The organism is Methylobacterium sp. E-045 (assembly GCF_022829685.1).
Lineage (GTDB): Bacteria > Pseudomonadota > Alphaproteobacteria > Rhizobiales > Beijerinckiaceae > Methylobacterium.
Genome location: NZ_JAKSYE010000125.1, coordinates 87,539 through 106,707, shown reverse-complemented (window position 1 = coordinate 106,707; position 19,169 = coordinate 87,539). Strand labels below are relative to the sequence as shown.

Genomic DNA, 19,169 nt, shown 5'->3' with positions numbered 1-19,169 from the left:
TCATCTAGGAGGCATCGCCGGCACGGCCGGATCCCTCTTGAATTGAGGGTGGAGACGGTACCGCCCGAGGGAAAATACGGGACGGCGAGGCGACATTTCAGAATCGTTCGACGTGGCACGCGCCATGCTAGCGCCCCCATGTGGGCAACGGCGCCCGCAAGAGACGCCCTCGAAGACGGGCGGCTCGTGCTCACTGTGGCGTGAGCGACCAATCTCTCCCCACCCCGCGACAAGGGGGCCACTCGCACCGAGTGCTGGGAGAAATCCGATCGCCTGGAGCCTCTCCGCATGCAATCCCAAAAAGCCACCCGCATTGATCTGTTCAGTCTGGCCACGCCGCAGATGCGGGCGTTCCACATCACATGGCTCGCCTTCTTCGTCTGCTTCTTCGCTTGGTTCGCGGTCGCTCCGCTGATGCCGGTGATCAAGGGCGAGTTCCTTCTCACCAATGATCAAGTCTACAACATCAACATCGCCGCGGTCGGCATCACCATCCTGGTGCGGCTGCTGATCGGACCGATGTGCGACCGTTTCGGCCCCCGTCTGACCTATACCGGCCTGCTGATCCTAGGTGCGATCCCGGTGATCGGCATCGCCTTCGCCAATTCCTATGAGAGCTTCCTGTTCTTCCGCCTCGCCATCGGGGCCATCGGGGCGAGCTTCGTCATCACCCAGTTCCATACATCGGTGATGTTCGCGCCGAACGTGGTGGGCACCGCCAACGCCACCGTGGGCGGCTGGGGCAATGCCGGCGGCGGCGTCACCCAAAGCGTCATGCCGCTGATCCTTGCGGCCCTCGTCAGCCTTGGGGTCGAGAAGACGATGGGCTGGCGTCTATCGATGATCGTGCCGGGCGTGATGATGCTCGTCGTCGCTTTCCTCTACTACCGGTTCACGCAGGATACGCCCGAAGGCAACATCTTGGAGTTGCGCGCTCGCGGCGTCGCTGTGGATTCCGGCAAGAAAGGCGGCTGGGCGGTCTTCAAGCAGGCGATGATGAATTACCGGGTGTGGATGCTCGCCATTACCTACGGCGCCTGCTTCGGCGTCGAGATCTTCATCCATGCCGTGGCGGCGACCTACTATGTCGAGCGCTTCAGCCTCGACCTCACCCAGGCCGGCATGGCCGCGGGCAGTTTTGGCTTGCTGGCCCTGTTCGCTCGCGCGCTCGGCGGTATCGCCTCGGACCGGGTCGCCCGCTCGAAGGGCCTCGACGGCCGCACCCTACTCCTGTTCGCGCTGATGGTCGGCGAAGGGATCGGCCTTCTCGCCTTTGCCTATGCCGGCTCGGTGGTACTGGCCGTCGTCGCTATGCTCGCCTTCGGCCTGTTCACCCACATGGCCTGCGGCGCCACTTACGCCCTCGTGCCGTTCATCGACCGCAAGGCCCTCGGCGGCGTTGCCGGCATCATCGGCGCGGGCGGCAATGTCGGAGCCGTGGCCGCGGGTTTCCTGCTCAAGGGTGTCGGCAACTTGCCTGGCGCCCTGTTCATCCTCGGTATCGCCGTGCTGATCTCGTCACTCTGCGCGATCTCCGTGCGGTTCTCGCTGACCCACAAGCAGACCGAGCAGAAACTCTACGACGAAGCGGTGGCGCAGCGCGCCGTCACCGGCGGTCAGCCCGCCTTCGCCTGAGCGACGATCACCCGGGGGCTGCGGCGCAGGCCGTGGTCCCTCTATCGCTGGATGCGGGAGGATGAACGCCCTCATTTCCGGACGCCTGTCGCGTCCGCCGAAAAGCCGTCACGTCAGAGTAGCCTGGAGCTTCGAAAAGCAGCTCCGCCAATCTTCTCGATAGGCATTCCGGACATCCGCGCTGACGATGCGGCGATGGGTCAGCGTGATCTCCGTGGCTCGGTCACCGACGGAGAGCAGATCGATATGGACGAGGGTCTCGCCGATACGCAGGAGCGGGTTCGGCCCCTCATAGGTCCAGGTCTGATGCAGGGAATGCCCCCGCCTGATCTCCTCGTATTGTCCGGTCACGGAATGGAACGCCCCGTCCGGGTCGCGCCGCCGCAAGAGAAACGCGCCGCCGACCCGAGGGTCGGTCTCCACATGCTCCATGATGGAGGCACCGGGCGCAAGCCAACGCATGATGAGCAAAGGGTCGATCCAGGCACGGAACACGTCCGGCTGAGACGCGCGAACGACATGCTTGAGGACGACGACGGGTACGATCTGGATCATGGGCCGTCCTCATCTCAAGAATCGATCGGCCCGACCGGAGGGATGCCGCTGTGACGTTCCCACCGTTCATCGCGCCGCAGACGCCGGGCGGCAAGGGGAGGTTGAGCCGGCCAAGCCCGGGCGGCACGAGGGAAACGCTTTCCTGTCACCGCTTCGAATACTGGCGCCTTGCCTCCGTGCCGTTCAGGGACGAGTCTGGCGCCCCATGGAAGCCGGCCATTCACCGATGGCGCCTTCTTCGAAAGGTATAGACAAGCCCGATGCAGACCTTCGATTCCGACGGAACCACCATCGCCTATATCGACGTGCCGGCGAAGGGCGGCAGCGGCGATCCGATCGTGCTGATCCACGGCTTTGCCTCGAATCACTCTGTGAACTGGGTCAATACGCTTTGGGTGAAGACCCTGTCCGAGGCGGGGCGCCGGGTCGTCGCCCTCGACAATCGCGGGCACGGCGAGAGCGAGAAGCTCTATGATCCGGAGGCTTACGGGTCCGACATCATGGCGCAGGACGCGCGGCGGCTGCTCGACCATCTCGGCATCGCCCGCGCCGACATCATGGGCTATTCCATGGGCGCGCGGATCGCGGCCTATCTCGCCCTCGACGAGCCGGCGCGGGTCCGTTCGGTGCTTCTCGGCGGTCTCGGGTTGCATCTGGTAGAGGGCAAGGGACTGCCGAACGGGATCGCCGAGGCCCTGGAAGCGCCTCCCGGCGAGAAAGCGCCGAACCTCACCGCCGCCGCGTTCCGCACCTTTGCCGAGCAGACGAAGAGCGATCTCAGAGCGCTCGCTGCCTGCATGCGCGGCTCGCGCCAGACCCTGTCGCGGGAAGAGGTCTCGCAGATCGAAGCGCCAACCCTGGTCACCGTGGGCACCCTCGACACGGTTGCCGGCTCCGCACCGGCGCTGGCTGCCCTCATGCTCAATGCCAGGAGCCTGGAACTGCCAAACCGTGACCACAGCACAGCAGTGGGCGACAAGCTGCACCGGCAGGGCGTCCTGGCCTTCCTCGATGGGCGGCCTTGAGAGGATCAGCTTTTCAGCCGGTAGCCGGTCCGAAAGATCCAGGTCACGCTGCCGAGGCAGAGGGCGAGGAAGACCAGCGTCATCGCGAGGCTGATCTCGACCCGTACGTCGGAGGTACCGAAGAAGCTCCAGCGGAAGCCGCTGATGAGGTAGACGACCGGGTTGACAAGACTGACCGCCCGCCAGAATGGCGGCAGCATCTCGATCGAATAGAAGCTGCCGCCGAGAAAGGTGAGGGGCGTCACCACAAGGAGCGGCACGAGCTGGAGCTTCTCGAACCCGTCGGCCCAGAGCCCGATGAGGAAGCCGAACAGGCTGAACGTCACCGCCGTGAGGAGCAGGAACGCCACCATCCAGAGCGGATGCTCGATCCGCAGCGGCACGAACAAGGCGGCGGTGGCGAGGATGATCAGCCCGATCAGGATGGATTTCGAGGCGGCCGCGCCGACATAGCCGAGCACGATCTCGAAAGGGGAGACCGGCGCCGACAAAATCTCGTAGATCGTTCCGGCAAAGCGCGGGAAGTAGATGCCGAACGAGGCGTTGGCGATGCTTTGTGTCAGGAGCGAGAGCATGATCAGCCCCGGAACGATGAAGGCGCCGTAGGCGATGCCGTCCACCGAGGCCACCCGCGCCCCGATCGCCGCGCCAAAGACCACGAAGTAGAGCGACGTGGCGATGACCGGAGCGACGATGCTCTGCAGTCCCGTGCGCCAGAACCGGGCCATCTCGAAGCGATAGATCGCGCCGACGGCCGGCCAGTTCATCGACAGCGGGTTCATGCCTGCTCCCTCACGAGATCGACGAAGATATCCTCCAGCGAACTCTGGCTGGTGGAGAGATCGCGGAAGGGAATGCCGGCGGCGGCGAGGTCGGTGAGGAGCGTGGTGATCCCGGTGCGCTCACTCTTGGTGTCGTAGGTGTAGACGAGCTCCTGGCCATCCGCCGACAGGACCAAGCTATGCGGAGCCAACTCGTTCGGCAGGGCGGAGAGGGGGTTCTGCAACTGCAGGGTCAGTTGCTTCTTGCCGAGCTTGCGCATCAGCTCGGCCTTCTCCTCCACCAGGATGATCTCACCCTTCCGGATCACGCCGACGCGGTCGGCCATCTCTTCGGCCTCGTCGATGTAGTGGGTGGTGAGGATGATGGTGACGCCCTGATCGCGGAGTGTCCGCACCAGCCGCCACATGTCCTGGCGCAGCGCCACGTCGACACCCGCGGTGGGCTCGTCGAGGAACAGGATGCGCGGCTCGTGGCTGAGCGCCTTGGCGATGAGCACCCGCCGCTTCATGCCGCCGGACAGGGTCATGATCCGGCTGTCCTTCTTGTCCCAAAGGGACAGGTCGCGCAGCACCCGCTCGATATGAGCAGGGTTGGGTCTCATGCCGAACAGGCCCCGGCTGAAGCTCGTCGTATCCCACACCGTCTCGAAGGCATCGGTCGTGAGTTCCTGCGGCACGAGGCCGATGGCCCTGCGCGCCTCGCGGTAATCCGCTCCAATGTCGTGGCCGTCCACGGTGACGGTTCCGCTGGTCGCACGGACGAGACCGCAGACGACGCTGATCAATGTCGTCTTGCCGGCGCCATTGGGACCGAGCAGGGCGAAGATCTCGCCCTTGGCGATGTCGAGGTGGATATCCTTGAGGGCGTGGAGGCCGGAAGCGTAGACCTTCGACAGGCCCGAAATGGAGATGATCGGCGGCATCGGATCTCCATGGATTATTCTTGTGGGCAAGGACGTGGGTGCTGCCTTACCACGACAGGGGGTACGGCCCGCGAGTGTGATGCGGCACGTCCGGAAACAAAAAAGCCGCCCGGTGGGCGGCTTTCTCGAAACGATCGTTCCGGAAGACGTCAGGCCCGGAGACGGCCTTTGACCTCGTCGAGGCTGGAACGAACCAGCGACAGGGCGGCGTCGCCCTGCAAACGCTCGCGCAACACCACCTCGGACACCTTCACGGCCGCATCAGCAGCCGCCGCGCGGACCTGCGCGGTGGCCTGGACCTCGGCCTGGGCAATCTTGGTCTCGGCCGACTTGGTGCGACGGGCAATGAACTCGTTCAGACGGGCATGGCCCTCGTCGGCGATACGCTTGGCCTCTTCGCGGGCTCCAGCGACGATCGCTGCGGCTTCGGACTCAGCCTGAGCGCGGCGCTTCTTGTAGTCGGCCAACACCGTGGCAGCCTCCTCACGCAAGCGACGAGCCTCGTCGAGTTCAGAACGAACACGGCGGCCGCGGGTGTCGAGGGCCTTGGTGATCTGAGCGAAGCCGCCGACCTTCCACACGACGCCCATGAACAGGACGAAGGCGACGGCGACCCAGAACTCGGCATCCAACAACATTCTCGTCGTCCTACTTCGTTTGCGTCCGGCGGGGCGGGGCCAGAACAGTCATATCTGCTGCGAGCGCACTCAGTGCGGGATGGCGACGCGGTTCAGGGCAGTATCGAGGCTGGCCTGGTCGGGAGCCGTTCCGGTGAGGCGCTCTACGATGGCGGAAGCCGTCTCGCCGGCGATGGAGCGAACGCTGCCCATGGCCTCGGCGGTGCGGGTACGGATCGTAGCTTCGGACGCCGCGATCCTGTCATTGAGCTCGGCCTCGAGCGTCTTGCGACGGGCCTCGGCCTCGGCGGTGAGGGAGGCGCGGGTCTCGGCCGCGATGGTACGGGCCTTGGCCTGAGCGTCAGCCAATGACTTCTCGTAGGCCGCTCCGGCGGCCTCGGCCTCGGATTTCATGCGCTGCGCCTCGTCGAGATCCGACGAGAGCCGCGTGGCGCGGTCGTGAAGGATCGCCTGGATGCGGGGCAAAGCCACCTTGTCCATCAGGTAATAGAGAAGGCCGAAGGCCAGCGCGAGCCAGATCAGCTGCGAGAGAAAGGTATGGCTTTCGAAGGGGGGGAAGCCGCCGCCATGCTCGGACGCGGGCGTCGCCGCCATGCCTTCATGGGTTGCGGTCGGATGGGCCGGCTGAGCCATGACGTCCTTCGCTCAAAGAAATTCGTGGATGAGGACCGGGCGCGCGTCCAGGGGAATGGGGCGCCCGGTCCGGGTCTGCAGTCGGATCGACGAACGACGTCGGTCTTAGACGGCGAACAGGAGAAGCAGGGCGACGAGCAGCGAGAAGATGCCGAGGGCTTCCGTCAGCGCGAAGCCGAGGAGCAGGTTGCCGCGCTGGCCGTCGGCGGCCGACGGGTTGCGAAGGGCACCGGCGTAGAACTGGCCGAAGAGATTGCCGAGGCCGATGGCGGCGCCCGCCATTCCGAGGCAGGCGAGGCCGGCACCGATGTACTTAGCGGCTAAGGGATCCATCAAATTGCTCCTGGTGTCGGTTCGTTCGTTGCGTGGAGAGAAATCCGGCCGCAACCGCGGACCGGGGACGGAAGGGGGTACCGCCGGGGCCTAGTGGCCGGGGTGAAGGGCGTCGCTGAGATAGATCGAGGCGAGCGTCGCGAAGACGTAGGCCTGCAGACCGGCGACGAGGAACTCGAGGGCCGTCACCGCGACGCTGAGGGCCAGCGGCAGCGGCGAGATCGCACCCCAGGCGCCCGCGGCGAGGAGAGCCGGCACGAAGCCCGCGAAGATCTTGAGGGCGATGTGGCCGGCGAGTACGTTGGCGAAGAGACGCACCGCGAGGCTGATCGGTCGCGAGACGAAGGAGACGATCTCGATGGCCACGATCATCGGCATCAGCCAGCCCGGCACGCCCGAGGGCACGAACACCTTCAGGAACTTCGTGCCGTGGGCCATGAAGCCGTAGACGATGACGGTGGTGATCACGAGGAGCGCCAGCGCGAAGGTCACGATGATGTGGCTTGTCACGGCGAACGCATAGGGGATCATGCCGAACATGTTCAGGACGAGGACGAACATGAACAGGGAGAAGATCAGCGGCATGAACCGCTCGGACCCGTGCCCGGCCGACTGGCGCAGGGTCGAGCCGATGAACTCGTAGAATACCTCGGCCACGGACTGCATCCGGCCCGGCACCACCGAGCGCTGCGCCGTCGCCACGATCGTGATCAAGGCGATGATCCCGACGGCGGCGAACATGTACAGCGCCGACTGGGTGAACGCGATTTCCTGATTGCCGATATGACCGAAGGATACGAGCGGCTTGAGCTCGAACTGGTGGATCGGATCCATCTTTACGGCCATTGCCGCTACCGTCCTTCTGTCCACGAGCGGGCGAGATGCCCGCTATGCCCCAGGACCGCCCGAAAGCGGCAAAATTTGACCGTCAGGACCGTTCCCGATCCTGATGTTTCTCGACCGCACTCTTCACGGCCGGTCTCGAGAGCGAGCCCGAGACACGCATGACGTTATAGACGCCGGTTGCGAAGCCCAGCATGAGAAGAACGATCAGGCCCCAGGGCTTCGTCCCCAGAAACTGATCGCACAACCACCCGAGAATGCCTCCGGCAAGGACACCGGCGATGAACTCCGTGGAGAGCCGCATCGCCAGACCCAAGGATGACGCGCCTTTGGGGGCACCGGCACCCGGCGCGGAACGGTAAGGAGTTGCAGGACGCTTCGCCTCGATCCGATTCTCGAGACGCTTCAGTCTTGCGGAGAGATCCTCGTCCGATTTCTGCCGTCCATCTCCATTCTCATCCCCTGCGTCGTTACCGCTCACGGCGAAAACTCACATTGGCGAGAGTGGAGGGAACCGGCCTGAAACCCCGTCAAGCGCGGCGCACCATAGTTTCGCCCATCTTGAGTGTCAAGGCGCCCAGGACACGCCTTAAGTTATTGCAAAATATAGACAAACCGGCCTTTCCGGCGATCCTGGGCGATGTGCTCGACGCATGATGGGCAGTCGGCGGCCAAGCTTGGATCTCAGGCGCCGAGAATCGGCTTGATGACCTTCTCCATTCCGTCGATCGTCATCTCGCCCTTGAAGCGCTCGCCGTTGATGAAGAAGGTGGGCGTCGAATCGACCTTGAAGGTGTCAAGCCCCTTCTGCTTCACTGCGTTCACGGCGGCGTAGAGCTTCTGATCCTTGAGACAAGCCTCGAACTTCTCCTTCGAGAATCCCGCCTGCCGCAACATCTGCTCCAGGGCATCGACCGGCGATTGCGGCTTCTGGACGTAGGCCCAGCCCTGCTGCTGGTCGAACAGCAGATCCGTAATGGGATAGTATTTCGCATCGCCGTCGCAGCGAGCCAGCATGAAGGCCGCCGTCGCCAGCGGATCGAGGGGAAATTCGCGCAGGGTAAAGCGCACCTTTCCGGTGTCGATGTAGCGCTCCTTCAAGGCCGGCCAGGTGCCCTTGTGGAACGCGGCGCAGTGGGAGCAGGTCATCGAAGCATACTCGATGATCGTCACCTTGGCGTCCTTCGGCCCGAGCCAGACGTCGCCGAGGGGGCCCGGCTCCATCAGGGAGGCAAGATTCGCATCCTGGGCAAAAGCATCGAGGGTCATCCGGGGCAAGAGCGCGGCTGCGCCGATCGCCATGCCGGTGAGTTTCAGGGTGTCGCGACGGGTGATCATGATGTCGACGGGCTCCGCTCGCAGATCCGATCCATGCGGCTTGCGGTAGAGACCCGCGGACAATCTGACAAGACGCGACAGGCGGCTCCGCTTCCATGCGCCGCGACATGCGTGGGCCCGAAGGTGGGATTCAACCGGATCGCGGCGGTGCGGAGGCGACGATCGCCACGCCGAGTCTGTCGAGTGCGTCGCGCAGGGCATCGTCGTCGATGGAAGACACGGCCAGTGCGACTTCGCCACGCCTCACAGGATCGAGGGGCGGCACCACCCGCTTGCGAACGGCCTGATGAACGCGTCCCTGCTTGAGGACGAGCTTGCCGATGCAGGCCCAGCCGTAATGGGCATTGATGCGCTGGATCACCACGGGAGCCAGATGCTGCAGTTCGAGAGCGAAGACGCCTTCCACCCGCACCACGAGCGTGCCCGGATCCGGCCGGCCCTGCTCCTCGCGCCGGGCGCGGCGGGGCCAATCGAGCTTCGAGGGCTGGCAGAAACGGGCGAGGCGCTCACCGACGATATCGGGCCAGGCCGCGAGGATATCGGTGGAGGCGAACCCTTGCGCAGCGAAAGCCGGTCCGATGCAGGTTTCGATCAGCTCGGCGAGGGGTTTGATGCGGGCCATGAGCTCCGAGACGATCCGATGCGGGCTGACGCCGCATGATAGCGTGAACGGCGCCGGCTTTCGAATGCTTTGATCGTTCGCGGCCACCCTGTATGGACAGGCGCCCAACACGCCGGATCTCATGTCGCGGGATTTCATGTCACCGGACTTTACGGCAGCAACGGATGCTTCCGCCCGAGGTCCGCGAGCCGCCGATCTCCTCACCTGGTACGACAGGCATCGCCGCGTCCTGCCTTGGCGTGCCCTGCCGGGCGAGACGCCCGACCCCTATCAGGTCTGGCTGTCCGAGGTGATGCTGCAACAGACCACGATCACGGCGGTCAAACCCTATTTCCAGCGTTTCCTCGAGCGCTTCCCCTCGGTGGAAGCCCTCGCGGCGGCAGCGGAGGAGAGCGTCATGTCGGCCTGGGCCGGCCTCGGCTATTATTCCCGCGCCCGCAACCTCCACGCCTGCGCCAAGGCGGTTACGGAAGCCGGTGCCTTCCCCGACACGCTCGAAGGCTTGCGCAAACTGCCCGGCGTCGGCGCCTACACGGCCGGTGCCATCGCGGCGATCGCCTTCGACAGGCAGGAAGCGGCGGTTGACGGCAATGTCGAGCGGGTTGTGACCCGGCTCTTCGCCCTCGAAACACCGATCCCTGCTGCGCGCCCCGAGATCCGACGGCTGACGCAGAGTCTCGTGCCCCGACAGCGGCCCGGTGACTTCGCCCAGAGCCTGATGGATCTCGGCTCGACCATCTGCACGCCGAAGCGCCCGGCCTGTGCCCTTTGCCCCTGGATGGCTCCCTGCGAGGCCCGCGCCCTCGGGCTGCAGGAGACGTTTCCGCGCAAGATCAAGAAAACGAAGGGCATCGAGCGCTTTGGTGCCGCCTTCGTGGCGATCCGCAGCGGCGACGAGGCCGTATTGTTGCGGACCCGCCCCCCCGAAGGACTCCTCGGTGCCATGGCGGAACCTCCGACAAGCGCATGGGAGAGCGGCTACGACGTCACCCAGGCCCTGCTCGACGCTCCCTTGGACGCACGTTGGAAGCGGTTGCCGGGCGTGGTGCGCCACGTCTTCACGCATTTCCCGCTGGGACTGACCGTCTTCGTCGCCCGCGTCGGCCTCGGTACGAAGGCACCGGCCGGCATGCGCTTCACGCCTCGGCGCGACCTCGAGGAGGAACCATTGCCCGGCGTGATGAAGAAGGTGCTCGCCCACGCCTTCGATCCGAAGCCCGAGGCCGTGAAGCGCGGACGGCCGAAGGCCATGCGGTCGATCCAGGACACGCCGCTCTTTGCTGAAGACGAGGCGCCGGTGCCCGAGCCGCGGCCGAGCTTTCGTCCGGTGCCCAAGCCGGCACCGCGCACCGTCGCGAAGCCGCCGGTCGAAGACGGAGAGGGCTTTTTCGGGGAGCAGGAGGAAACGGCCCCGCCTGCGGCGGCGCGCAAGCGCGGCAGGCCGAAAACGCGTCGTTGATAGGGCGAGCGCGACCTCTTCCGCTCCGCGGGGGAGGGTGCCGGCGTAGTACGCGGGGAAGGGGACGACCCTCCGCACCGGTCATCCCCCTCATCCGGCCCGCAACCGATCCTGCCACCATCGGAAAAGGCTAGGCGGCCGACCCCATCGCGGCCCGCATCCGGCCCCGAAACACGTCGATCAGCACCAGTTTGCCGTCGCGCCTTGCGTGCCAGAAATCCCAGCCGTTGCAGGAGGGGAAGCCCTGGACGAGGGCGCCGATCTTGTGGATCGAGCCCATGGCAGGCCCGACCATCAGCGTCCCATCGGGACGTACCACGGCTTCGTGGCGACCGCGGGCATCGGTGAGGATCTCGCCCGCACGGATATGGCCGGCCTCGATCACGCTGAGGAAGGCGACGCGCGGCTCGGCCCGTTTCGTCGGAGCGACGAGGAGGGCGGCTTTGGACAGGGGCTCCACGGCGTCGATCCGGGCGCGGGCCGCCTCGGCATAGACCGTCTCGCGTTCGATGCCGATGAAACGCCGTCCGAGGCGCTTGGCGACGGCCCCGGTGGTACCTGTACCGAAGAACGGATCGAGCACCACATCGCCGGCATTCGTCGCCGAGAGCAGGGTCCGAGCGAGGAGGGCTTCAGGCTTCTGGGTCGGGTGGACCTTTTGGCCGTCGGCGCCCTTGAGGCGCTCATCTCCGGTGCAGAGCGGGATGAACCAGTCCGAACGCATCTGGACGTCGTCATTGCCGCCCTTCAACGCCTCGTAATGGAAGGTGTAGCTCTTTGCCTCTGCCGAACGAGAGGCCCAGATCAAGGTCTCATGGGCGTTGGTGAAGCGCTTGCCGCGGAAGTTCGGCATCGGGTTGGCTTTCCGCCAGACGATGTCGTTGAGGATCCAGAACCCAAGGTCCTGGAGCACCGAGCCGACGCGAAAGATGTTATGGTAGGAGCCGATGACCCAGAGGGTGGCGTTCGGCTTCATCACCCGGCGGGCGGCGGTGAGCCAGGCGCGGGTGAACTCGTCATAGGCGGCAAAGCTCGAGAATTGGTCCCAGGCGTCGTCAACGGCATCAACGCGGCTCTGGTCGGGCCGCAACAGCGAGCCGTCGCCGAGCTGAAGGTTATAAGGCGGGTCGGCAAAGACGCAGTCGACGCTCGCCGCCGGCAAGGCGTTCATGGCGGCGATGCAATCCCCGACGAGGATTTCATCGAGAGGAAGACGCTGGGCGGCGGGTACGAGACCCATCCGCGGCGCCGACACGAGTCGCCCGGTACGCGAGACACTTTTCCGGGCGACGGTGTCGGCAACCGCGGTACGCAGGGAAGCCATGGCAAACACCGGTTACGCGACTGACCGGCAGACCATGGGGCCGTTAACGTAAAGGGCGGGTTGCCGGGATGCGAACAATGCGTCTCGATTTGGGGCTGCAGTTTTTGCCTACCGGCTCGAATACTGATAGATTTTAGACTCCTGCCTGGTTGATTTAACTATATATTTACGCTGCAATCATCGTCCAACGACTATCAAACAGACGATCGCGATTTCATCGCGAAAACCGAGCCGACCCTGTCGCGCATGCCCGCACCCTGCAGGCAGCCGCTTCGGAACCGTCAGGGTCACGGGAGGCGCGTATCCCTCATGCACCTCGCGCTGGGCTAAGGCTACGCTTCGCCATCGATGTGGCAGGAAATGTGACGGGCTTGGGCTGCGGGAGGAAACCTGCCGACGACAGTCATCATCCGCTCTCACTATAGAACTCCAACCCACATCCAATCCGGACCATCTTTAGATTTTATTCATACATCATACGAACCGACGAGGCTAATAAAGGCAGGACTTGCCACATTCTACTGATCTCATTTCAGCCTTCATTGGCTCTATGTTCCGCGACCTCTGCAACAACAAAGGGAATGCGGATGAATATGAAGCCTGTTCGTTGGACCGCTGCCGCTATTGGAACCGCCATGTCTCTCGCCGCACTCAGTGCACCGGCCACCGCCCAATCCGGCGCGGCCTCCTGGTACGGCAGCGGTCGCAAGACGGCGAATGGCGAGCGCTTCAATCCGAACGGGATGACCGCCGCCCATCGCAGCCTGCCGTTCGGCACCCGTGTCCGGGTCGAGAACAAGCGCAACGGCCGCTCGGTGGTGGTGCGCATCAACGATCGCGGGCCCTTCGTGCGCGGCCGCATCATCGATCTCGCCAAGGGCCCCGCCCGAGCGCTCGGCATGGGCGGCACGACCTACGTTTCGCTCAATGTCGTCAACTGATGCCAAGCCCGTGACGTTACGGGGCCTGCCGGAGGATCGCCGCGCCGGGTCGCGACGACGAACGGCATGCCTCATCCTGCTGATCGCCCATGGTGACTGCGCGCGAGGCGGGTTTCACTGCCGCGCTTGATGAACTAAGGGGCCGGTCGCCGTTGCATGGATGGCGATCGGCCCCATCTTGACGGCTGGATGCGTGTTTGAGGACGGTTCCCCCATGGCAAAGCCCCTGATCGTCGAGATTCCCCACGAGATCGGTCCCGTCGAGGCGAAGCGGCGGATCTCGAACGGGCTGGACAAGGCCAAGGCGGCCTGCGCCAAGGCTGGAATCAACGTCGAGCACATGACCTGGACCGACGACCGTCTGAATTTCGCCATGTCCGCCATGGGCCAGAAGGTGGACGGCGAGGTCGACATCCTTCCCGAGACGGTCCGTATCGAAGTGCGCCTGCCGATGCTGCTGGCTCTGTTTGCCGAGCGGATGAAGAAGATCATCGGCAAGGAAGGCAACCAGCTCCTGATCAAGAAGGGCTGAAGAGCGTCGTCGGAGGAACAGCGCCGGGCACTCGTCCGTTTCAAGTCCTCTTCCGAAACCTCTCGAGCAGGTGGCGTTGCCCATGTCGAATCCAGGCCCGATCGATCCCGCGCCCATCCCGGAAGCTCCGGTGCCCGATACGCCCTACGAGGCTCCCCAGACGCCGCCGCCGGCGCCTGGGCCGGACATCCCTGCATCGCCGCCGGCCGAGGCGCCCACAGAGAGCCCGACGGAGATCCCCGTGATCGACCCGAGCCCGGCGCCCGCCTCGCCCGACCCGTCGCCGACAGGCCCGGCCAACCCGACGATGTAGGCCCGCAGGCAAGTCCGCATTTGTTCGGGAGCGGTTGCGCTGCCATAAGCCGGCATCATGGCCGCTCCCCCGCTCCTCACCCTCCAGAACGTCGCGCTCACCTTCGGCGGTACTCCGCTGATCGAACAGGCGGATCTCGCGATCTCGCCCGGCGAACGGACCTGCCTCGTCGGCCGCAACGGCTCGGGCAAGTCGACGCTTATGAAGATCGCCTGCGGGCTCATTGAGCCCGACAAGGGCGTGCGCTTCGTCCAGCCCGGCACCACCATCCGCTACCTCGCGCAGGAACCGGATTTCTCGGGCTTTTCCACCACCCTCGATTTCGTCGAGCATGGCCTCACCCATGGCGACGACGCCTATCGCGCCCGCTACCTGCTGGAGAGCCTGGGCCTGACCGGAGCCGAGAACCCGGCGAGCCTGTCGGGCGGGGAGGGGCGGCGCGTCGCGCTCGCCCAGGCTCTGGCACCCGAGCCCGACATCCTGCTGCTCGACGAGCCCACCAACCATCTCGACCTGCCGGCCATCGAATGGCTCGAGGCGGAATTGAAGTCCGTGCGCGGCGCACTCGTCCTCATCAGCCACGACAGGCGCTTCCTCTCGGCCCTGTCGAAGACCACCGTCTGGCTCGATCGCGGAATCACGAGGCGGATCGAGCAGGGCTTCTCCACTTTCGAGGCTTGGCGCGACGCGTTCTTCGAGGAGGAGGAGCGCGACCGGCACAAGCTGGACCGCAAGATCGCCGACGAGGAGCATTGGCTTCGCTACGGCGTCACCGCACGACGCAAGCGCAACGTTCGGCGGCTCGGCAATCTTCATGCCCTGCGCAAGGACCGTCGCGAGGACCGCCGCCCCGTCGGCACCGCGACGATGACCTCCACCGAGGCGGAGAGTTCCGGTGCCCTGGTGATCGAGGCGAAGAATGCCGCCAAGTCTTATGGTGAGCGTCGCATCGTCGACGATCTCTCGATCCGGGTGATGCGCGGCGACCGGCTCGGCATCGTCGGCGCCAACGGCGCCGGCAAGACCACGCTCATCAACCTGCTCACGGGACAATCGCCCCCGGATTCCGGCAGCATCGCTCTGGGCACGAACCTCAAGATGATGCTCCTTGACCAGGCCCGCGCGGTGCTGGAGCCGTCGATGACGGTCACGGAGGTTCTCACCGGCGGCAGCGGCGACAGCGTGGTCGTCGGCGGCGTGAGCCGTCACGTCGTCGGCTACCTCAAGGACTTCCTGTTCGCCCCGGAACAGGCCCGGACCCCGGTGAGGGTGCTTTCCGGCGGAGAGCGCAACCGCCTTCTCATCGCCCGAGCCCTGGCCCAGCCCGCCAACCTCCTCGTCCTCGACGAGCCCACCAACGACCTCGACCTCGAGACCCTCGACCTCCTGCAGGAGATGCTGTCCGACTATTCCGGCACGCTGATCCTAGTGAGCCACGACCGCGACTTCCTCGACCGGGTGGTCGGCAGCGTCCTCGTCAGCGAGGGGGAGGGGCGCTGGGTCGAGTATGCCGGCGGCTATAGCGACATGGTCACCCAGCGCGGCCAGGGCGTCGAGGCGAGGAAGAGCGCCACGGCGCCTCGCCCCGACGGCAAGGTCAAGCCGGGACGCCTCGCCAGCACGTCCGCCGCCCCGGCCCCCAAGACGAAGATGGGGTTCAAGGACCAGCATGAGCTGAAGACCCTGCCGGAGCGGATCGCGAAACTGCAGGCCGGGATCGCCAAGATCCGCACCGTCCTTGCCGATCCGCAGCTCTACAGCCGCGATCCGGCCCTGTTCCAGAAGGCCTCAGGGACCCTCGCGGCGGCGGAGGCCGACCTCTCGGCGGCCGAGGACCGCTGGCTGGAACTGGAGATGCAGCGGGAAGGGTGAGGCGGATCGCCCTCCGCTTCGGACGCCCGGCAGAGCGTGTCGGCTCGGGCTCCCCCGATCGGTGACGCGCGCCCCCTTGGACGGGGGGACCGTTTACGACCCCGAATCGTCCGCATCGAGGAAGGGGACGGGAATCCCAATCCCTCCGCCAGGGTCATGGCACCTCGCGGAGGGGCGAGAACGCTCCTGCCGAGACATAGGGCACGGAGCGTTCACGAGACCTTCGCCCCCGATGGGACGCCAGAGATCGCCGAGGCTTCCCGATAGCGGTCCCATGGCCGAGACCGTTCTTCCCGACATGAAAATCTTGACAAAATTCCTATTTCGTGCCTATATCCCCACACCTGCCGCCCGGTGAAGGGGCCTGTCCGGTGACCGACCGGGTGGGCCGAAAGGGCGGTGGGACGGTGCCTGCGTCGGTGGTCTCGGTCACCATCGCCCCGGGCGGCGGCTCGATAGCCTGGGTGCTCGGATGGGGGCGCGGTAGGTCGGGAGTTAAATGCCCCGGCACTGACCCCGTTCTGGGCTGCCATGATGAGGTTTGCGGCCCCTCCAATACGAGAGGGCGTGCGGGGCAAAATCCGTTCGAACAGCCGGGCTGGGATGCAACACGACCACCTCAGGCGCGACGCAACGCGAGGACCGCTGGAGACACCGCGACGAAAAAACAGGCCCCGGCGGGAACGCCGGAGCCTGACGGGACGCCGGGGGACCGGCAATCATTCATAGCGCTCAATGGGTTCCGCGGCGTCCCGCGTCCCCCTCTTGCGGTGCTCTTGGGTTTTCTCGTGGGCCATGCCCCCGGCGCTTTTTTCGCGCGCGGGGGTGAAGGTGTGTGAACAAGGAAAGAAGCGGCGATCAATGGGAATGAGCCTGCGGCGTCTTCAAGATGCCGCGAAATGGGTGTCTGGTGGCGGCCGATCCCCGAGGTTCGCATTGCCCGCCCTCCCGTCCCCCCCCTTGCTCCAGAAATTCGGCTGGGCCTGCGGTCTGCCCGGTCTCGCGCTCATCGTCGGGGTCGCGACTCCGCTGCTGGCGCCTCGCATGGAGCGGCGGCTCGACGATAGGGCCGGGGCTGTCGTGCGTGCGACGACCGAGGCGGGGTTGGAGCCCTGGCTGCGCCTGACGGTGCGGGGCCGGGACCTCATCGCCGCCGGCGAGGCGCCGGACGAGGCCGGGCGCGTCGCGGCCCTCGACAGGCTCAAGCGTCTGCCGGGCCTGCGTCATGTGGTCGGACGCATCGGCATCGTCGAGGATGCCTCGCCCTTCGTCTGGACGGCGACGCGCACGAGCCCGGAACGGATCGAGCTGTCCGGCAGCCGTCCCGTCGAGATCGGCCCGAGCGCGCTGGCCGCGAAGCTCGCCCCGGAACTTCCCTCCGAGACCAGGATCATCGATCAGGCGAAAGCCGCGCGAGGGGCACCGCCTGACTTTTCCGCCGCTTCCGCCTTCGCCCTCGAACAGCTGAAACCGCTGGCTCCGGGCGCCAGCGCCACCATCGCCGACACCACCGTGTCGTTCAGCGGCGAGGCATTGACGGTGGCCGGTTACGAGGAGGTGAGGCAGGCGCTCTCTTATCCTCCGACCGGGTTCACCATGGGCAAGGTCGATATCCGGCCGGCAGCGATCCCCGATTTCCAGTTCGCGGTGACCCGCGAGCGCGGAGGCAACCTCGTTCTTTCGGGCAATGTCGTCTCGGAAGCGGCACGCGAGGACATCCGCGCCATGGCCGACGCCGCCGCCGATGGCGCCTCGGTGGACGACCGGATGCAGACCGCCCGTGGTCTTGAAGAGGGGATCGATCCGACCACGCTCAGCCGGTTCGCCTTCCGGATTTCATCCCTGTTGCAGGATGGCCGCGTCACCTACGCCGATTCGCGCCTGTCGGTCTCGGGGACCGCTCTCGACGGGCAGGCCATCGGCGAGATCGACGCGTTGCTGCGCGACGGGCGGCCGTCCGGCACGAGGGCCGGGCCGGTCGATCTCGCCGCCATGCCGCTCTCGCCCTATCGCTTCATGGTCCGCCGGGAGAGCGACGCGGTGACGCTCACCGGGCACTTGCCGGACAGCGTCACGCGCGACCGTATCCTGGCGACGCTGCGGCCGCGCTTCTTCCGCGAGCGCATCGTTGACAAGAGCCGCGTCGCGGAGGGCGCGCCGGCCGACCTCGCCGGCGCCGTCGAGGCCGGCATCACCAGCCTCGCCATGCTCGCCACCGGCGAAATCCGCCTCTCGGACAGGAGCCTCGCGCTCACAGGGAACAGCCTCTACCGCGAGAGCGCCGGACGGTACGAGACCGATCTCGCCCGGCGGATGCCGGCCGGCTGGCGGGTCCAGGCCGAGGTGAAGCCGCCGCCCGGCACGACCTCGGACGACCCGGCGGCCTGCCGGAGCTCGTTCGAGCGGGCGACACAGGGGAGCCGCCTCGTCTTCGCCCCCGGCAGCGTCACCCTGAGAGCGGAGTTCTATCCCACCCTCGACGCGGTGGCTTCGGCCGCGAAGGCCTGCCCCGGCCTGCGCATCGAGGTGATCGGTCATGGCGACCCGGCCGGTGTGGCCGGCGCACCGAAACCCGCCCTCGATGCCGGTGTGGAGAACACGGCGTCCGTCGATTCGGGGAAGGCTCGGGACGGCGACAAGGTCACGAAGCCGGCGACCGCGAAGGCCGACAAGCCCGCGGTGAAGCCCGCCGATCCCAAACCCGCCTCGGTGAAGGACGGCAAGGACAAGGCCACGAGGGACAAGGCAACAAGGGACAAGGCGGCCGGAGACAAGGCGGCGAAGGAGAAGGACGCCAAGGCGGACGCCCCCAAGGAGGCAAAACCGGCGGAGCCGGAGCCCGACCTCGCCCGTCAGCGGGCGCTTGTGGTCGTCGAGTATCTGCTCCAAGCCGGCATCCCGGCGGACAGGATCGTCGCCGCACCCGCCGGCCGCGCCAATGCCATTGGGCAGGGCGTCGGCCTCGCCCTGCGCTCCTGAGAGATCGTCCCGATGCTCCTGCTGCTGACGATCCTGTGGCCCGCGCTCGCCGCCAGCCTCGCTCTGGGCACCGCCATCGGATGGCACTTCGGACCGCCACGCGGCAGGCTTTCGACCGCCATCGGGCTCGGACTCGGATTCGGGGCCGTGGCGCTCGGTGGGCTCGCGATCAGTGGGCTCGTCCCGGGCCGCCCCGGTTTCTGGGTCGAGAGCGCGGCGCTGAATCTGACGGCCTATCTCGTCGGTGCCGGAGCCGGAGCCTTGGCACGCCTGGCCCGTCCATCGCCGCCGGGGGTGTCGGGCATCGACGGTGTCGGCGGCTCCCCCGGCCGCCCCGCCTCCTCACCTCGCCCTAGCCCCGGTGCGGAGCGGAAGCTGCGCGGGAAAGCTTCGGGATGAGACGGGCGGGGAGGATGAACCCT

The 19,169-nt window shown here is 66.2% G+C and carries 20 protein-coding genes; 9 read left to right on the top strand and 11 right to left on the bottom strand.

Features of this window, described 5'->3' with window-relative positions; all coding sequences use genetic code 11:
* The first annotated feature begins 288 nt into the window (after positions 1-288).
* The gene (locus MKK51_RS23785; RefSeq protein ID WP_243981656.1) at positions 289-1,635 is read left to right on the top strand and encodes an MFS transporter; all 1,347 of its coding nucleotides are present in this window, start codon (positions 289-291) and stop codon (positions 1,633-1,635) included.
* Positions 1,636-1,743: 108 nt separating this feature from the next.
* On the opposite strand, the gene MKK51_RS23780 is transcribed toward MKK51_RS23785, so the two are convergent.
* Positions 1,744-2,190: an SRPBCC domain-containing protein gene (locus tag MKK51_RS23780; protein WP_243981655.1), complete on the bottom strand. Its 447-nt coding sequence runs from the start codon at positions 2,188-2,190 to the stop codon at positions 1,744-1,746.
* A gap of 260 nt (positions 2,191-2,450) precedes the next feature.
* Here MKK51_RS23780 and MKK51_RS23775 point away from each other — a divergent pair, with 260 nt between their 5' ends.
* Positions 2,451-3,215, top strand: a complete 765-nt coding sequence (locus MKK51_RS23775; protein ID WP_243981646.1) for an alpha/beta fold hydrolase — start codon at positions 2,451-2,453, stop codon at positions 3,213-3,215.
* A 5-nt stretch (positions 3,216-3,220) separates the two neighbouring features.
* On the opposite strand, the gene MKK51_RS23770 is transcribed toward MKK51_RS23775, so the two are convergent.
* From MKK51_RS23770 to MKK51_RS23730, 9 genes are all read right to left on the bottom strand, one after another.
* A complete protein-coding gene (locus MKK51_RS23770) occupies positions 3,221-3,982 on the bottom strand; it encodes an ABC transporter permease (protein ID WP_409565768.1) in 762 nt (253 codons plus the stop codon).
* An 11-nt stretch (positions 3,983-3,993) separates the two neighbouring features.
* Positions 3,994-4,920, bottom strand: coding sequence for an ABC transporter ATP-binding protein (locus MKK51_RS23765; RefSeq protein WP_243981642.1), 927 nt, complete (start codon positions 4,918-4,920; stop codon positions 3,994-3,996).
* A gap of 149 nt (positions 4,921-5,069) precedes the next feature.
* Positions 5,070-5,555, bottom strand: a complete 486-nt coding sequence (locus tag MKK51_RS23760; protein WP_243982245.1) for an ATP F0F1 synthase subunit B — start codon at positions 5,553-5,555, stop codon at positions 5,070-5,072.
* 72 nt (positions 5,556-5,627) lie between these two features.
* The gene (locus tag MKK51_RS23755; RefSeq protein ID WP_409565755.1) at positions 5,628-6,191 is read right to left on the bottom strand and encodes a F0F1 ATP synthase subunit B'; all 564 of its coding nucleotides are present in this window, start codon (positions 6,189-6,191) and stop codon (positions 5,628-5,630) included.
* 105 nt (positions 6,192-6,296) lie between these two features.
* Positions 6,297-6,524, bottom strand: coding sequence for a F0F1 ATP synthase subunit C (locus MKK51_RS23750; RefSeq protein ID WP_018044493.1), 228 nt, complete (start codon positions 6,522-6,524; stop codon positions 6,297-6,299).
* A 90-nt stretch (positions 6,525-6,614) separates the two neighbouring features.
* Positions 6,615-7,370, bottom strand: a complete 756-nt coding sequence (locus tag MKK51_RS23745; protein ID WP_018044492.1) for a F0F1 ATP synthase subunit A — start codon at positions 7,368-7,370, stop codon at positions 6,615-6,617.
* 82 nt (positions 7,371-7,452) lie between these two features.
* Entirely contained in the window at positions 7,453-7,848 is a 396-nt protein-coding gene (locus MKK51_RS23740) for an AtpZ/AtpI family protein (RefSeq protein WP_243981640.1), read from the bottom strand.
* A 203-nt stretch (positions 7,849-8,051) separates the two neighbouring features.
* On the bottom strand, positions 8,052-8,705 hold the full coding sequence (locus MKK51_RS23735) for a DsbA family protein (protein ID WP_243981638.1): 654 nt from the start codon (positions 8,703-8,705) through the stop codon (positions 8,052-8,054).
* 130 nt (positions 8,706-8,835) lie between these two features.
* A complete protein-coding gene (locus MKK51_RS23730) occupies positions 8,836-9,327 on the bottom strand; it encodes a DUF721 domain-containing protein (RefSeq protein WP_243981637.1) in 492 nt (163 codons plus the stop codon).
* A gap of 136 nt (positions 9,328-9,463) precedes the next feature.
* Between MKK51_RS23730 and mutY the strand changes: the two genes are divergently transcribed.
* Positions 9,464-10,786 (top strand): A/G-specific adenine glycosylase, encoded by a 1,323-nt coding sequence (gene mutY / locus MKK51_RS23725; protein WP_243981628.1) that lies wholly within the window; start codon positions 9,464-9,466, stop codon positions 10,784-10,786.
* A 130-nt stretch (positions 10,787-10,916) separates the two neighbouring features.
* Here the strand turns inward: mutY and MKK51_RS23720 are convergent, their stop codons facing one another.
* Complete coding sequence (locus MKK51_RS23720) at positions 10,917-12,110, bottom strand: site-specific DNA-methyltransferase (RefSeq protein WP_279601296.1); 1,194 nt, start codon at positions 12,108-12,110, stop codon at positions 10,917-10,919.
* Between the two features lie 635 nt (positions 12,111-12,745).
* On the opposite strand from MKK51_RS23720, the gene MKK51_RS23715 reads away from it, so the two are divergent.
* The 6 genes from MKK51_RS23715 (at position 12,746) to MKK51_RS23690 (ending at position 19,146) form a co-directional block, all read left to right on the top strand.
* Positions 12,746-13,051: a septal ring lytic transglycosylase RlpA family protein gene (locus MKK51_RS23715; protein WP_243981624.1), complete on the top strand. Its 306-nt coding sequence runs from the start codon at positions 12,746-12,748 to the stop codon at positions 13,049-13,051.
* Between the two features lie 214 nt (positions 13,052-13,265).
* A complete protein-coding gene (locus MKK51_RS23710) occupies positions 13,266-13,583 on the top strand; it encodes a polyhydroxyalkanoic acid system family protein (RefSeq protein ID WP_243981622.1) in 318 nt (105 codons plus the stop codon).
* An 82-nt stretch (positions 13,584-13,665) separates the two neighbouring features.
* On the top strand, positions 13,666-13,896 hold the full coding sequence (locus MKK51_RS23705) for a hypothetical protein (RefSeq protein WP_243981621.1): 231 nt from the start codon (positions 13,666-13,668) through the stop codon (positions 13,894-13,896).
* A gap of 57 nt (positions 13,897-13,953) precedes the next feature.
* Positions 13,954-15,768, top strand: a complete 1,815-nt coding sequence (locus MKK51_RS23700) for an ABC-F family ATP-binding cassette domain-containing protein (RefSeq protein ID WP_243981619.1) — start codon at positions 13,954-13,956, stop codon at positions 15,766-15,768.
* Between the two features lie 960 nt (positions 15,769-16,728).
* Positions 16,729-18,747, top strand: coding sequence for a BON domain-containing protein (locus MKK51_RS23695; protein ID WP_243981617.1), 2,019 nt, complete (start codon positions 16,729-16,731; stop codon positions 18,745-18,747).
* Between the two features lie 12 nt (positions 18,748-18,759).
* Positions 18,760-19,146 (top strand): hypothetical protein, encoded by a 387-nt coding sequence (locus tag MKK51_RS23690; RefSeq protein ID WP_243981615.1) that lies wholly within the window; start codon positions 18,760-18,762, stop codon positions 19,144-19,146.
* Positions 19,147-19,169: the final 23 nt, after the last annotated feature.